The sequence below is a fragment of the Paenibacillus favisporus genome (genome assembly GCF_040545415.1).
Lineage (GTDB): Bacteria > Bacillota > Bacilli > Paenibacillales > Paenibacillaceae > Paenibacillus_AQ > Paenibacillus_AQ favisporus.
In genome coordinates this window covers 157,022-171,236 of the sequence record NZ_JBEPLV010000005.1, presented here as the reverse complement: position 1 = coordinate 171,236, position 14,215 = coordinate 157,022, and the positions used below count along the sequence as shown (strand labels likewise).

Annotated in this window: 15 protein-coding genes; 2 read left to right on the top strand and 13 right to left on the bottom strand. The window is 55.5% G+C overall.

Annotation, left to right across the window (positions count from 1 at the left end):
• Nucleotides 1-27 precede the first annotated feature (27 nt).
• The 13 genes from ABID47_RS22150 to ABID47_RS22090 form a co-directional block, all read right to left on the bottom strand.
• On the bottom strand, nucleotides 28-1,377 hold the full coding sequence (locus tag ABID47_RS22150) for an AraC family transcriptional regulator (RefSeq protein WP_076172230.1): 1,350 nt from the start codon (nucleotides 1,375-1,377) through the stop codon (nucleotides 28-30).
• On the bottom strand, nucleotides 1,352-2,833 hold the full coding sequence (locus tag ABID47_RS22145; RefSeq protein ID WP_354499935.1) for a sensor histidine kinase: 1,482 nt from the start codon (nucleotides 2,831-2,833) through the stop codon (nucleotides 1,352-1,354). Before ABID47_RS22145 ends, ABID47_RS22150 begins: the two co-directional genes overlap by 26 nt.
• Nucleotides 2,830-3,819: a sugar-binding protein gene (locus tag ABID47_RS22140; protein ID WP_354499933.1), complete on the bottom strand. Its 990-nt coding sequence runs from the start codon at nucleotides 3,817-3,819 to the stop codon at nucleotides 2,830-2,832. Before ABID47_RS22140 ends, ABID47_RS22145 begins: the two co-directional genes overlap by 4 nt.
• 323 nt (nucleotides 3,820-4,142) lie before the next feature.
• Nucleotides 4,143-5,150 (bottom strand): 4-hydroxythreonine-4-phosphate dehydrogenase PdxA, encoded by a 1,008-nt coding sequence (gene pdxA / locus ABID47_RS22135; protein ID WP_145948156.1) that lies wholly within the window; start codon nucleotides 5,148-5,150, stop codon nucleotides 4,143-4,145.
• Nucleotides 5,151-5,152: 2 nt separating this feature from the next.
• On the bottom strand, nucleotides 5,153-6,451 hold the full coding sequence (locus ABID47_RS22130) for a four-carbon acid sugar kinase family protein (protein ID WP_354499930.1): 1,299 nt from the start codon (nucleotides 6,449-6,451) through the stop codon (nucleotides 5,153-5,155).
• A 39-nt stretch (nucleotides 6,452-6,490) separates the two neighbouring features.
• Nucleotides 6,491-7,453 (bottom strand): 2-keto-3-deoxygluconate permease, encoded by a 963-nt coding sequence (locus ABID47_RS22125; RefSeq protein ID WP_076172238.1) that lies wholly within the window; start codon nucleotides 7,451-7,453, stop codon nucleotides 6,491-6,493.
• A gap of 177 nt (nucleotides 7,454-7,630) precedes the next feature.
• The gene (locus ABID47_RS22120) at nucleotides 7,631-9,325 is read right to left on the bottom strand and encodes a PrpR N-terminal domain-containing protein (protein ID WP_354499928.1); all 1,695 of its coding nucleotides are present in this window, start codon (nucleotides 9,323-9,325) and stop codon (nucleotides 7,631-7,633) included.
• A 237-nt stretch (nucleotides 9,326-9,562) separates the two neighbouring features.
• Nucleotides 9,563-10,054, bottom strand: coding sequence for a GNAT family N-acetyltransferase (locus ABID47_RS22115; RefSeq protein WP_354499926.1), 492 nt, complete (start codon nucleotides 10,052-10,054; stop codon nucleotides 9,563-9,565).
• On the bottom strand, nucleotides 10,035-10,409 hold the full coding sequence (locus ABID47_RS22110) for a MerR family transcriptional regulator (protein WP_354499924.1): 375 nt from the start codon (nucleotides 10,407-10,409) through the stop codon (nucleotides 10,035-10,037). The genes ABID47_RS22115 and ABID47_RS22110 overlap by 20 nt, the downstream gene beginning before the upstream one ends.
• A 63-nt stretch (nucleotides 10,410-10,472) precedes the next feature.
• A complete protein-coding gene (locus ABID47_RS22105) occupies nucleotides 10,473-11,213 on the bottom strand; it encodes an SDR family oxidoreductase (RefSeq protein WP_354500421.1) in 741 nt (246 codons plus the stop codon).
• A gap of 64 nt (nucleotides 11,214-11,277) precedes the next feature.
• A complete protein-coding gene (locus ABID47_RS22100; RefSeq protein ID WP_354499921.1) occupies nucleotides 11,278-11,682 on the bottom strand; it encodes an ester cyclase in 405 nt (134 codons plus the stop codon).
• Between the two features lie 47 nt (nucleotides 11,683-11,729).
• The gene (locus tag ABID47_RS22095) at nucleotides 11,730-12,080 is read right to left on the bottom strand and encodes an ester cyclase (protein ID WP_354499918.1); all 351 of its coding nucleotides are present in this window, start codon (nucleotides 12,078-12,080) and stop codon (nucleotides 11,730-11,732) included.
• Nucleotides 12,081-12,195: 115 nt separating this feature from the next.
• Entirely contained in the window at nucleotides 12,196-12,747 is a 552-nt protein-coding gene (locus ABID47_RS22090; RefSeq protein ID WP_354499916.1) for an NADPH-dependent FMN reductase, read from the bottom strand.
• Between the two features lie 193 nt (nucleotides 12,748-12,940).
• On the opposite strand from ABID47_RS22090, the gene ABID47_RS22085 reads away from it, so the two are divergent.
• Nucleotides 12,941-13,711, top strand: coding sequence for an ArsR/SmtB family transcription factor (locus ABID47_RS22085; protein ID WP_354499914.1), 771 nt, complete (start codon nucleotides 12,941-12,943; stop codon nucleotides 13,709-13,711).
• Nucleotides 13,712-13,903: 192 nt separating this feature from the next.
• A complete protein-coding gene (locus ABID47_RS22080; RefSeq protein WP_354499912.1) occupies nucleotides 13,904-14,134 on the top strand; it encodes a hypothetical protein in 231 nt (76 codons plus the stop codon).
• Nucleotides 14,135-14,215: the final 81 nt, after the last annotated feature.

The window sequence follows — 14,215 nt, the reverse complement described above, 5'->3', positions numbered from 1 at the left end:
CCCGCATTCGGCATGGACTTTTGTCTCTCATTGGTGCTGCACTCTGTAGTCGGACGGCGTGAGGCCCGTCACTTTTTTGAATACCCGGCTGAAATAATTCGGATCCTTATACCCCACCTGGTAACAGACCTCCTTCATGCTGTACCGGCCGTCTTTCATCAGCTCCTTGGCTTTGTCGATCCGCAGCCGGGTCACATAGTCGATAAAGGTTTCCCCGGTCTGCTGTTTGAATACTTTGCTGAAATAGTAAGGATTCAAGTGGACATGCTCCGCCACATCTTCGAGCGACAGCTCCTCCTGAAATCGGCCCCGGATATACAGCACCGCCCGGTCCAGCATATTGGTGGTCCGCTGCTCCCGTTCTTCACGGATTTGGCGGATCGCCAATTCAACATAGGCGCTCTCTCCGGCATCGCCGGATCCGTTGATCAGCTTCTCTGCATGCGTTCCGCCGGCGCCCGAAGCCTGCACCAGGTCTTCAAAGCGGCAGATGCCGCCCCCTTCCTGATCATACCTGGAGGCGAAAACAGCCTCATAATAAGACCGCTTGATTCCTTCCGCCCGATTCTGGACGGTTCCGATGCCGACCGGGACGGCCATCCCGCACTGTTCCCTCAGCACATCAGCCAACCGTGTGCCGAGCTCGCGGGCGCCTTCAGCCAACGCCGAGTCGCCAGTCTGCCTCGTTCCCAGCAGGAACAGGGCCATATGGCTGTGAATGAGCGAGCTGACGACCGTGCCGTAGCCGTCTTTCGGGGCTGCGTGCGCCGCCGTTTTTACGGCGTCGTACACTTTTTTCTTGGCGTCCCCCACTTCGGACAGTCCCAGCACCAAAGAACAGCCTTTGTCGACCGGGAGCTGCAAAATATCCGCCAGATGGCCCGTCTCCGTCTCATTGACATGGCCCGACATCAGATGCAGCGCGATTTCCGTCTCGGCCAGCGGCAGCAGCTGAAAGAACTGCTCGCGCACCGCGAGCTCCTCATCGCGCTTGTGCTGCTCCTCCTCCAGCTCCTGCACCAGCCGGCTTAGCACGGCAACGATCTGCTCCCTTTTGGCCGGCTTGACCAGATACTCGTGCACGCCGAGGGTGATCGCCTGCTTGGCGTATTCAAAATTTTCATAAGCGGTGATGAGTACCATTTTGGCCTGCGGATTTTGGGCTTTAATCTCTTTTAATGCCTCCAGCCCCTGAATGCCCGGCATTCTCACGTCCATCATGACGATGTGCGGGCGGTGCTCTTCCGCCTTCTGTATGGCCATCCGGCCGTTCTCCGCATGAATCGTTTCAAACGTATCCGGCATCATCCGGTTCACAATCCATTCGATACCTTCCCGCTCCAGCGCTTCATCATCGGCGATCAGCAGACGATACATGGCCGTCCTCCTTTCGTGCGGCAGGGATGTTCAAAAGGACCGTCGTCCCCTTCCCGGGCTCGCTGACAATGTCAATCAAATCCTTCCTGTCATAAAACAGCTCCAGGCGCTTAAACACGTTGCGGGTTCCGAGGCCCGTCGAGTGCCCTGCGGAGTGCCGGGCTTCTCCGCCTCCCTGATCTCGCAGCCGCGGTGCGTCAGTATCCAGCAGCGACCGCCGGACCTCCTCGCTCATCCCGATCCCATTATCGGAAATGGCAATCCGTGTCCCGCCCGGCATGGCAGAGACCGCAAGCCGAACCTCGGCCCCCTCTTCCATGCCTTCGATGCCGTGCACGAATACGTTCTCCAGCAGCGGCTGCAGCGTGAGCACCGGCACGAGTACATCCAGAGCCTTCTCCTCGATATCCGTGACGAACCGGATGCGGTCGCGAAAGCGGGCCTGCTGAATCGTAAAATACTCCTTCGCATGCTCCACCTCATCGCGGAGCGGCACCGGCCGGTCCAGCTTGCGCAAATTGTAACGCAGCAGATTGGACATCGTGACCGTGAGATCGCTCGTCTTCTCGGCCCCTTCGATCAGCGCCAGCTTGGACAGCACGTTCAGGGAATTGAACAGGAAGTGAGGATTGATCTGGTTTTGCAGCACCTCCAGCTCCAGCTCCTTGACGAGCCGGTCCTTTTCCAGCCCTTCTTTTTCCTTGCGGATGAGTGATTTCAAATTGTCCTGCATCTGCACGAAAGCCTCGGACAGAATCCGAAACTCGTCGCGGCTCTTCATCACCGGCGGCTTCACCTGCAGGTTGCCGTCCGAAATTTGCCGGGCTGTCCTGGCCAGCTGCCGGATCGGTCTGGTGATGCGGAGGGAGATCCAGTAAGCCAGCAGGACGCTGATCAGCGTGCTGAATATAAACAAGGCGACGCCCCATTGGTTCATCCGGTCGGTCTGCGCCAGAATGCTCCGATATAGGGGCTGATAATAGCTCAGCTCCTGGTCGATCAGCCGATACGCCTCTTCCTGGATGAAACCGGCCGTCTTCTCCGCCGCCGCATAGGAGTTGGCGTATGCCAGCGGGGTCTTGCCGCTTAACGCCTGCAGGATGCCGGATTCCTGCGCAAGAAACGTCTCCAGCAGGTTGCGGTAACTCCGTACGCTCAGCTCCGTGGTCGGAATGGCATCCTGGGCGTTCAGTTCCGCCTGCAGTTTTCGGAGCTGACTCTGATGCTCCTGGTAGATTTGCCGGCTCCGCTCGCTCCGGTCCGTCAGATACACATTGACGGCGCTTAAATTGCTGCGGGTCTCCGCATCGATTTGTTTGTATAGTAATACCCGGTCCAGCATCATATTATAGCTCTGCTGAACGGTTCGCCCGCTTTGAAAAATAAAAAACGATACCGCGTTCGTCAGGACAAACAAGGCGGGGATCACAATGAGCAGCATCCGGCGCATGTTCATGGGCCGGCCACCTCCAGATTCAGCGCCGCCTTGTCCAAGACGCTCGTCGGGATAAAATGCTCGGCCGCAAAGGACTTGCCGTGAAATTTCTCGTTTAAGAGGCCGATTGACCGGGCCCCCATTTCTTTCGGCGACTGCACAATGGACGCCGCGATTTCGCCCTGCTCGATCCCCTGCCGGGTCATGGCCAGGTCGTCAAAGCCATATACGCGGATTCCCGTCCTGCCCGCAGCTTGGATGCCCTCGACGATTCCGGCGGCGTCCAGGGAACTGAAGCCGACGATCGTCTGGATATCCGGGTGCTGCTTCAGCATCGCCTCGGCCTGCTTGGCCGCCCCGATCCGCGAAATGTTGGACGCGCGGACGTCCACAATGGCGAAGCCGGGGGCCGCTGAAATCACCGAGCGAAATCCGGCCAGGCGCAGCTGCATATTTTCGGCCCGTTCGCTTCCGATCATGACGCCGATCTTCCCTTTGCCGGCCGCTTCCTTCAGCACCAATTCGCCCATTCGTTTTCCCGCTCCCAGGTTGTCGGTTCCCACATAGGCCAGGCGGGAGCTGCCCGGTTCGTCTGCATCTACCGTGATCACCGGAATCCCTTGCCCTGTGGCTCTTTGAATCAGCGCATCGTAATCCGGATCCACGATTCCCTGCACGAGGATGCCGTCGGGGCCGGATGCGATCGCCCTTTCCAGCAGCCTCATCTGCTCGGCGGGATTGATGCGGATCGGGCCGGTATAATCAATCCGCATCCCCAGCTTGTCCGCCGCTTCCTCCGCCCCCTGCTCCATTTCCCGCCAGAACGGGTTGTCGAGCTCCTGGGCGATCAGCACGACATGCTTAACGGACGGATCGTCGGCCCGCTGAAGCCGGATCTGTCCGACCAAGTCACCGATGGTCATGGACGCGAGGAAAAACCGGACCAGAATATACGCAAAAATAAGAACAAGAACAATCAGCCCGAAGGGCCAGATTCGTTTGAGCATGAGCATCCCTCCTTAGCCCAAAAGAGATATATCTGTAGGGATCGGCATTTTACCGTAAATGCTGCCTATGATAAAGTTTTGCATTGAACTCCCTGTTATTTCGGCCTAATATGGCCCTCTAACATTTCGATTTAGTATGCGGAAAACCAGCCGCCCCTATCAAGGTCAAGACATAAATCCGGGGTGTTCCCATTACAACAGTATAGCATTTGAATGAAAAGCCGCTGGATTGTTTCCGAATATTTTCTGAACGATAAAGGAGGCAACTGGGAAATAAAAAAGATGGCCCCCGTCTAAGGAGCCATCTACTTCTCAATCTCGATTTATTGTTTCTTCGGTGCCAGCTCAACCGCCTGGCGGATCGCTTCCATCATGCTCTTCTCTTCCACGATCCCTTTGCCCGCAATGTCAAAGGCGGTGCCGTGGTCTACGCTTGTGCGGATAATCGGCAGGCCGACGGTGATGTTTACGCCTGCGTCGAGGCCGAGCACCTTGACCGGTCCGTGGCCTTGGTCATGATACATGGCAACGACAATGTCGAAGTCGCCGCGGACGGTGCGGAAGAACAGCGTGTCCGCAGGCAGAGGTCCGACGACGTTGATGCCCTCGTCCTGGGCGCGCTGCACGGCTGGCACGACCTTCTCCTCTTCCTCGCCGTAGCCGAACAGGCCGTTCTCGCCCGCATGCGGATTGATGCCGCAGACGGCAATGCGCGGCTGCGCGATGCCGGACTTCGTCAGTGTCTCATGCGCCAATTGGATAACGCGGTAAACACGCTCCGGATTGATCATTTTCACCGCATCGATCAGGCCGACGTGAGTGGTGACGTGGATCACCTTGAGGTTCGGCGCGGAGAGCATCATGGAAAACTCGCTCGTTCCCGTCAGATCGGCCAAAATTTCCGTATGCCCCGGGTATTTGTGGCCGCCTTTATGCAGGGCTTCCTTGTTCAGCGGAGCGGTGCAGATCGCGTCGATCTGCTGCTTCTTCGCCAAATCGATCGCTTTGGCTAAATACTCGAACGCCGCGTGGCCGGCTTCAGCCGATACCTGTCCAAGCGGAAGGTCTTCGCTAAGCAGATTCAGGTCAAGGCAGTAGACCGTGCCGTGCTCATAGTTCAGACTGCCGAGCTGGTCCTCAGTCACCGCTTCAACGTTCAGGCTGCTGTTGACATAAGCCTTGGCCCGGTTCAGAATTTTCGCATCCCCGATCACCAGCGGATGGCACAGGTCGTAAATCTCCTGGTTCTGCAGGCTCTTCAGAATAATTTCGGGGCCAACTCCGGCTCCGTCCCCCATCGTAATGCCAATGACAGCTTTGGTTTCGCTCATTTTCATTCATCCTCTCCACTCATATAGATCAACGCATTCATCAAAGAATGCTCGTTACCGAATCCTCCGGCCTTCGTTACGGCCCAGTACTCTCTTGTATCCGCTCCGCCGCGCAGCTTCCCGAGCGGAAGCCCGGCCTCCACCTCGGTGCAGAGCTGCATCTGGTTCATGTTCAGCTGATTGCACACCGCCTTGGCAGTATCGCCGCCGGTCAGAACCAGGCCGTTAATGTCCTCGTATGTGCCTAAAACCTCCCGGGCGATCGCCCCGAGCTCTCTGGAAATCGTCTCGCCGATTTCGGTTTTTCCGATGGAGAGCTCGGCTTCCAGCCGCTTCGTCGCTTCTCTATTGTTGACCGACGAATCGACAAACAATACAAAATGCTTCTTGTCCGCTTCCTTGGCCAAGGAAGCCATGACGTCCGGCAGAGCGTACGTGCGCTTGATCAGCTCCACCGGGTCCAGCTCCACGAAGCAGGTGTCCGGCATCGACCGGACATTCTCCAGCTGCTGCTTGGTCACCTGCGACAAGCTGGCGGACACGGTCAGCGTCTTGGCGACCCGGAGCCGGTCCTCCGGACGGTCAGCGGTTCGCTCCAGCTGAAGCGCCTCCGGCAGGTGCTCGATCAATCCGGCCGAACCGGCCCATACCGTCTTTTTACCCGCCCGGGCGAAAACGTCGGCGATTCCTTTCAAATCTTCATCCGTCGCCGCGTCGCATATAAACCAGGTCCGTCCCGATGCGGTATGTTCCTCGATCGTCTGCATCAGCCGTTCCGCCCGCCCGTGCAGCTGCGCAAGATCAATCAGGACGATGCTCTGCTGACCCGCATACGGCCGGAACAGATTCGCAATGAAGCTGTCCTTGACCGGCGTTTTGGGATCGCGACCAAATTCGGTCTCCGAGACGCGCTGCCCGTGGACATGCTGATAACCGTCAAGGGTTTGACGGTTCATCTTCGGATACGCCGGGGCAATCACGACCACTTCCGGCTGATGAACGGAAACGACGGCTGCCAGTTCGGCAGCCACGTTCCCCCGTAAGGTCGAGTCCATTTTTTTATATACTTGATGATACCCTTGCTGATAGAACAAAGTGCTTGCTTGAGAAACGTTGTCGTATGCTTCCTGCTCACCGGCAGCCCGGGTGTCCGTATCGATAATGGCAACATCCCCGTTCGGCTTGGCCGGAGCAGCTTGGGAATCGAGATACACGGTTGACGTGATCCCGATCTTGGACAGCTGCACGCCGGCATCGTTAGCTCCCGTCAAATCATCTGCGATAATGTACATATGCTGCATGTTGAACGACTCCCTTACTTGATTCCTTGTCCATGCCACTTACGCCTGTGAACTCCGCCGCTGCGCCCTTCTTGCGAACCAGGTCGTCAGAAGCGGGGTCAGAATCGCCGTCACAATGACGCATGCCGTTACCTGGAGCGTTGCATCCGCAGCAATGCTGCTGTAGCCGGAGTACACTGCGGCAACCGCCATCGGAACTGCCGAAGCGTTGCCCGCTGTAGACGATGCCGCGATCCCGGCCACGCCGTCGCCGCCAGTCAGACGGTCGATCAGGAACAGGACGATGCCTGTGATCACGACAACACCAATCCCCAGAATGACACCGGAGAATCCGGCTTTGACCACGTTGGTCAGGTTAATGCCAGCGCCGATCGCCAGCGAAAAGAGCGGAATGATGACATCCTGTCCCTTGCTCAGGAACTCGCGCATCTTCTCATCGAGGTTTCCGAGGATCATGCCGAGCAGAAGCGGCAGAATCGCAAAGACAAACGCCATAATCGGGAAGCTGGCCAGGCCGGCAACGCCGAGAATGAGCATCGTAAAGAACGGGCCGGATTCCAGTGACATGATCGAATATGCGGCGACGTCTTCCTTTTTCTTGCCGAGCTGACCCATCAGCGCCATGTACAAGCCGCCGTTGGTGTCGGAGAATGCCGCGACGATGGCCAGAGCCGACAGCCCCAGGAACAGATTGTTCTGATCCGGGAAAATCGCTTTGATCAGCAGGGCGATCAGGAAGGTCGTACCGATTTTACCTACCCAAAGGCTGACGCCCTTCTTCAAAATGTAACCGGTTGCCTGAAACCGAATCGTCGATCCTAAGCAAATATAAAAGGCGGCAAGCAGCGCGGATGTACCGGTCAATAGACCGCCTGTAAACGAGCTCTTGAATTCCGGCATATCGAATACTTGCGGAAAGAACGTCCGAATCAGGGCGCCGATCAGCAATGGGATCAACATCATCCCGCCGGGGACTTTGTCAATGGCTGCCTTTATTTTCATGGCTGTGTCATCTCCTGTGTTGTAAATTTAAACAGTTCGTTTTGTAAAAGCGATTACATAAAACGATTACATCGATTATGATAAACGTTTACAAAAAATAATGCAACACTTTTTAGCTAAATAAAATTCATTTAACCAAAAGTGTTGCATATTTAAACAACAATGAAGAATCCGATATCATTCCTTAAGCTTTCTCCACAATGTCGACCGGTTAATGTTCAGACGCTTCGCCGCTTTGGTCTGGTTAAAGCCCTCCTGCTCCAGCACCTTCTCAATGATCGCCTTCTCGATCTGTTCCAGCGTGCCGTTCAGCAGTTCTCCGCCAATCACTCCGGCAGCCTCGCCTTTTCGCTGCAGCAGCTGTTCGATCAAGGCGTGCTCGATGACGTACCCTTTCTCCAAAAGCACCGCCTCCTGAAGCAGCGCCCGCAGTTCCGATACGTTGCCCGGCCAGCTGTAGTCCATCAACAGGGCCAGCCCTTTGTCCGTCATTTTAATGGCCGAGGTGCCCTGCGTTTGGTTAAAATACAGCAAAAACGAGGTGACCAGCTCCCGGATATCCTCTTTTCGCTCCGCCAGCGCAGGAACATGGATCCGGACAATTCCGTCCTCATAGGCTCCCCATAAATGCTGCTCTTCAACCATCGAGAAGATGAGGGTGATTCCCTTTCCCTGAAAAGCGTCCATTCTCCGCCACAGCTCGGCCCTCAGGTTGCTATCCATCATATCGAGCGCGTGGATATGCAGCGTCTTGATCTCTGCGTCGACTTCGTCGGGCTCCAGGGCCAGCATATCCGCAGCCTGGACGGAGGCGAGCAGGCCCTCCCCGCTGAACTTGCGGTCATGAATATAACGCGCGATCAACTCCTTGCCGGCCCCCCTCGGCCCGATCAGGACGAACCGGGGTGCAGAAAGGCACCGGTCGATCATCGACAAACAAGCGTCCATCGCTTCGCTCTGATGAATGATCAGCGGCGGCGTGCCCGTCTTCACCTGCAAAACCGCCTCGGCCGGCGAATTCATATGGACGCGCGAAAATTCGCACACCAAATAAGCCCCATTTTCCACCGTGACCCGGGTTTTGACGATCTTCAGCGGCCTGCCTTCCGCATCGCTTGCATGGCTGGTCTCCCGGACCGCCGCCGTCTCCCGGAAAGCGTGGTGATCCCAGCCGACATGCGGAACGGGACGGGAATCGAAATGCTTCCACTGCTCGTACACGACCTGCCCGTTCTCTGACAGAACCATCACATCCCCTGCCGTGACCTGCAGCACAGCTTTGAGCCTTTCGATTTCCAGCCGGTTCTTCATCATCCAGCGGGAGACGGTTTTCGCCTCCTGAAAGGCATCGAAGATCGCTTCGCGCCCGGACTGGATCAGAATACCCACAAGCCCCAGCCGGGACGCCGTTTCGAAGGTCACCACATCCCCCATAATCAGCTGGTAGCCTTCCTCCTTGAGCTTTCTAAGCAGGCTCTCCGTCTCGTCCTCGTCATGAATCGTGAAGATATCGATCGGAATTTCCAGCAAATCGATGATGGCCTTGGCGCCGAGGGTGATGGCGGGAAAGCCGACAATCGCCTTTTTCCGCGGAAAATCGTTCGCCAGCGTCAATACCCGCAGCATGTCATAGCCGGATACATGCACGTCGACGACGGGGATATCGACGGCCTCCCCGATCAGCTTGGCCGTTCCGCCGCGGCTGATGATGACGTCGACCCCTTCGGCCTCCGCCTGCTTGGCGATGGCAACCCCTTCTTGAAGATTTCCGACCCGGATCTGAAGGTCCAGATCCTTCTCTTCCGCACGGCACGTCTCGATCAAGTTTTCCATGGCTGCATATGGAGCTATAAACAGGGCTTTTATTCTCATCTGATCCCACACCTATATTCCTTTAAGATTGTAGTTCAGTCATAGCATATAATCGGGTGGTATGCAATTTTAGTCTTGTCTGCGGGTAGTTTGGTGAAGGCGACGCCAGGAAAAGGTCATTTTATGGAGGAGGGAATTCAGAGCCGGCAGCTGCAGCCGCACCTGAAAAATACGGCGCAGGCCGATGGTTCAGCCTGCGCCGCAAAGTACTTTCTTCCTTTTTTCTCTATACTCTCGTTATGAGATCCCGAGTACCAGAATGTGCTGCGGACCCGCCGGCCCGATCCTGGTTCGTCCCTCATCACGGAAACCTGCTTTGAGATAGACATGACGCGCGGCAGCGTTTCTCATATTAACGGCAAGGACCACCTCATCGGCCGCCGGGAAATGCTGTTTGACAAACGCCTTCAGGCCGAGCAGAGACTGCGTCGCGTACCCTTGTCCCTGATGCCTGTGATCGATGGAGAAAGCCCGCAGCAGCAGGGCATGGGGGTTGTCCGAGTACTGCCCCCGGTCTTCCCCTGCATCCAGAATGAAAAAGCCGACCGGCTCTTCATCCCCCAAAATGACGATCGGATGCCGCTCCTCCCGCTCCAGTGCGTTCTGTATGACTTCAAACGGCAGTGCGGTGAATTCATGCTGCTCCTCCGGCAGCGTAAAAGCTTCAAGTCCAGCCTCGTGATCCCGGTGATATAAGGCGAGCCGGACGTTATGCATGGTGTTTTTCATCGGAGTCTCCTTGGGCCATGTCTTCATAAAGGCCGATTTTGCGATTCAGCATAGCCTCATATTTTCTAAACCGGGCCATTTGCTCCTGGACGTTCTGCCGTTGTTCCCGTAGCCGCTCCAGCCGCTCCTGAATGGTGGTCGCGTGGTTGACGAATTGTTTAATGTCAGCGATGCCCATCCCCGTTTCCCGCAGGCAGCAGATGAACTCCAGCGCTTCGATATCCTTCGCTTCGTACAGGCGGATGCCGCTTTCGTTGCGCTGAACGCCCGGCATAATGCCTTCTTTTTCATAATACCGCAGCGTATGGATCGACAAACCCGTTTGGGCCGACACTTCCCCGATCGAGTAACTCATGCCTCCAAATCCCTCCTAAGCGAAAAAGCCCACCTGACGACAGGTGAGCCATGGTTATTCGTATTATAATTCCTGCCTGGTAGGCCTTACAATAATTTCATTGACGGCCGTTTGCGGCGGCTGGGATATGGCGTAGGCAATAGCGTTAGCGATGGCCTCCGGGGTTAAGGCGATGTCCATGGAAGCTTCGATGTCCCGCTTCACTTCTTCGTTCGTAATCGTGTGCACCAGCTCGGTGTCGACGCCTCCCGGACAAATAATCGTCGTGCGGATGTTATTGTGCGCTTCTTCTTGGCGCAGTGCTTCGGTTATTGCCCGAACGGCGAATTTGGTGCCTGAGTAAACCGCCCACGTTTTGCGGACGATGTGCCCGGTCACCGACGAGACGTTGATGACGTGCCCCTGCCGGCGCTCCCGCATATGCGGAAGCACGGCCCCGATCCCATAGAGCACACCCTTCACGTTTACATCGATCATCCGGTCCCACTCTTCGATCTTCTTCTCGTGCAGATAAGACAGCGGCATGATCCCTGCATTATTCACCAGCACGTCGATTTGTCCGTATGTGTCAAGGGCGAGCCGGGCCAGCTCCTCTACCTGCGCCTGCACACTCACATCCGTCACTTGGTAGACCGCCGTACCTCCTTCCTGCTCAATCGCCGACTGCAGCTGCTTGAGCCGTTCTCCGCGCCTTGCTGCGAGTACCATTTGGGCTCCGCTTCGGGCGAGGACCCTGGCCGTTGCTTCTCCGATACCGCTGGAGGCTCCTGTTAAAATAACTACTTTACCTTGCACCGCGTTCATGATCATGGGTACCATCCTTTCTTTACGGGTAAGATGGTTCCCAGTATAGGACCTGGAGCGCGCTCTAGGTCAAGGCTTGAATTTGGCTCCACATCGTCACCATATCGATCCAGCCGCGATGTTCCGCGATTTTGCCGTCCCTAAGGCGGTACTGGCGGTACAGCGTCACATTCATCGTGCGTCCGGTCGGTGCGGCGCCGAAGAACACGCCCTGATGGGTGCCCCGGACCGTCATTCGAACGAGAACCTTCTCGTCCTCGGCGATGATTTCCTCTACCGTATACTGCTTATCCGGAAAGGCCTCCAGGATTTTGGCGGCAAACTGCTTCAGCCCTTCTTTCGATTGATAGCTGAGCTCCCGGTAATCATCAGTCATAAATGTATCCGCTGCACTCAGATCGTTGCTGTTCCAGAACGCCTGAATAAAAGCTTCAACCACCCCGGTATTTTTTTGCTCCATCGTTGTCATAGGATCCATCTCCTCTAATTTATATTTGCCGTATCATACAGGTCATGTCAGGCACCAGCTTGCAGCTGGGGGAGCAGCGTACCGGTGTCATACCATCCGAAGCGATGAACGATCCGCCCATCGTTCACCGTAAATTCGTGGAACTGCGTGATCCGTACCGTTTTTCCCGTAGCGGGAATTCCTGCGAATATCCCGGTGTGCTTGCCGGTGATGACCACCCTTGCGATGACCTTCTCTCCCTGGACCATCACGTCATCCACTTCGTATTGCCGGTCCGTAAATGCCTCTTCCAGTTGACCGATAAATGCTTGCCCCGTTTGGCTCAGTTTCCCTGCCTTCCATGCCTCTTCGATCCATTTTACTGCCGCTTCCACCTGCTGCTGCCGCGTTGTGTTCATAACGATCCGCCTCCTTTTTTGTTGGTCATATTCAAAATACTCTGGCGCACTCGTCTAATGGTTGCAAATCATAACGTTACCATTTGGTCACATATTATGCAAAAAAATATGCTGCCTATCCGGTCACCCCTGCCGTCTCAGCGGAAAGCAGCCGGGTCATCTTTATAAATGGTCCAAGAACTGTGGTGACCCGATCTCTCACTCCTGCATCCAAAGGCGCGCCATCTGGGCCAAATTCGTTCGAACCGTACCCTACGGAAATCCATTCCGGGCAATTGACACCATGCAGGTTGCGGACGATCGTCTGCAGATGCGTCAGCGAGCTGATGCCAAGCGGCCCGCCTGCCGAGCTCACGGAAAGAACCGGCTTGCCTTCCACATGTCCCGGCGTCAAATAATCCAGGGCATTCTTCAGCGCACCTGAGATAGATCCGTGGTATTCCGGTGTGGCCAAAATCAGCGCATCTGCATGAATGATCTCATTTTGCAGACGCACAGCCCCCGGATTTTGCCCTGCTTCCGGCGAATACAGAGGCAGCTGAAGCTCCCTCATGTCCACGAACGAAACCGTAATTCCGCTGCTGACCAGTTGGCTTTCCAAATAACGAAGGAGCCTGGTGCTTACGGATCCCGCATCGTTGCTTCCGGCAATCAAAGTCATTTTCATTTCCTACATCCTCCTTTGGATTCCCCGGCGCTGCATCAGCACTTAAACACCTGCCGGCTGACAAACGATTTGGGGTATGATAATATGTGACTATATTGTCACTCTTGATGAGATTATAATACGTTACCATATGGTAACATGTCAAGGGAATTGCTCCACTTTTTCAATGCATGAGGTAAAGGAGGTGTTACGATTGGAGGACAATCTAATATTTAAAGCCCTCGCCGACCCCACGCGCCGCACCCTTCTGGATCTGCTCCAGGCGCATGACGGACGGACGCTGAACGACTTGTGCGCCCCGCTCGACATGTCCCGGTTCGGCGTGATGAAGCATTTGAACCTGCTGGAGGAAGCCGGACTCATTACGACCAGGAAGGTCGGCCGGGAGAAGCTGCACTACCTTAACGCTGTACCCATCCGCCAGATATACGAACGATGGGTCAGCAAATACGCCGAACCTTGGGCGGCAGGATTAACATCACTTCAATTCGAATTGGAGCGTGAAACGCAAATGGAAACCAAACCGAAGCATGTCAACCGGATCGCTATCAAATCGAGTCCCGAGCAGGTGTGGCAGGCGATTACCGACCCGGCCAAAACGTCAAAGTTTTGGTTCAATTGTGCCATTCAATCCTCCTGGGAAATCGGCTCTTCCTTTGAACTTCTGGGCCCGGAGGGGGAAAAGAAGGTCAAGGGGGTCATCCTTGAACTGGATCGCCCGCATAAGCTGGCCGTAAGCTGGCAGTTTGTGAATCTGCCCGGCACGGAGAACGATGCGCCTTCCCGCGTCACGTGGGAGATCGCACAGCATGAAGAATTACCGGGCGTTACGCTCGTTACGGCCGTCCATGACGATTTCGAACAGGCGCTCCCTACAGCGGGCGTACTGGAGAACGGCCTGCCGCTGGTCCTTTCGGGAATGAAAACGTTCCTCGAAACGGGGTCTACGCTGTCGGATATTTAAGGAGTGTCATCGACAAGCATGTTAATCCAAGCCCATAGCCGGCAAACTTCTCCGTACTTCTCTAACTTTTGTGCTTCCAAGGCGTTGTTATAAATAGATGTCAACAAGCGTCCTTTATAAGCTGTGTGAACTCCACCCTGCTTATATAGCAGATAACCGATAGCGATTGGAGAAGGGAGATGAAATGCTACGATGAGTGGTGCTAGCATGATCGGATTGACCGTAGCTCTGGTAATGTGGGGAGTTATTGCGGCAATTTTCTTTTTACTGGTCCGGCTGGCCGTGGATAAATCCAATATGCGTACCGAGCTGCGGCATTTGCGCCGGGAGGTTCGAGAGCTGAAATCCTTGGTTCAGAACCAGCGGAACGATTCTATCAACCCTGTTGAGAATTTCACCTATAACCATCCCGAAGATGATTAAGTTAACGGAACATTAAATCTTCCGGGTCACCAAAAATATAATAGCCCGTAAAAAAGGATGCCAGCTACAACCGGCATCCTT

Coding starts and splice junctions, on each gene's coding strand:
- ABID47_RS22150 (WP_076172230.1), bottom strand. CDS start 1,377: ATGTATCGTCTGCTGATCGCCGATGATGAAGCGCTGGAGCGGGAAGGT.
- ABID47_RS22145 (WP_354499935.1), bottom strand. CDS start 2,833: ATGAACATGCGCCGGATGCTGCTCATTGTGATCCCCGCCTTGTTTGTC.
- ABID47_RS22140 (WP_354499933.1), bottom strand. CDS start 3,819: ATGCTCAAACGAATCTGGCCCTTCGGGCTGATTGTTCTTGTTCTTATT.
- pdxA (WP_145948156.1), bottom strand. CDS start 5,150: ATGAGCGAAACCAAAGCTGTCATTGGCATTACGATGGGGGACGGAGCC.
- ABID47_RS22130 (WP_354499930.1), bottom strand. CDS start 6,451: ATGCAGCATATGTACATTATCGCAGATGATTTGACGGGAGCTAACGAT.
- ABID47_RS22125 (WP_076172238.1), bottom strand. CDS start 7,453: ATGAAAATAAAGGCAGCCATTGACAAAGTCCCCGGCGGGATGATGTTG.
- ABID47_RS22120 (WP_354499928.1), bottom strand. CDS start 9,325: ATGAGAATAAAAGCCCTGTTTATAGCTCCATATGCAGCCATGGAAAAC.
- ABID47_RS22115 (WP_354499926.1), bottom strand. CDS start 10,054: ATGAAAAACACCATGCATAACGTCCGGCTCGCCTTATATCACCGGGAT.
- ABID47_RS22110 (WP_354499924.1), bottom strand. CDS start 10,409: ATGAGTTACTCGATCGGGGAAGTGTCGGCCCAAACGGGTTTGTCGATC.
- ABID47_RS22105 (WP_354500421.1), bottom strand. CDS start 11,213: ATGAACGCGGTGCAAGGTAAAGTAGTTATTTTAACAGGAGCCTCCAGC.
- ABID47_RS22100 (WP_354499921.1), bottom strand. CDS start 11,682: ATGACAACGATGGAGCAAAAAAATACCGGGGTGGTTGAAGCTTTTATT.
- ABID47_RS22095 (WP_354499918.1), bottom strand. CDS start 12,080: ATGAACACAACGCGGCAGCAGCAGGTGGAAGCGGCAGTAAAATGGATC.
- ABID47_RS22090 (WP_354499916.1), bottom strand. CDS start 12,747: ATGAAAATGACTTTGATTGCCGGAAGCAACGATGCGGGATCCGTAAGC.
- ABID47_RS22080 (WP_354499912.1), top strand. CDS start 13,904: ATGAGTGGTGCTAGCATGATCGGATTGACCGTAGCTCTGGTAATGTGG.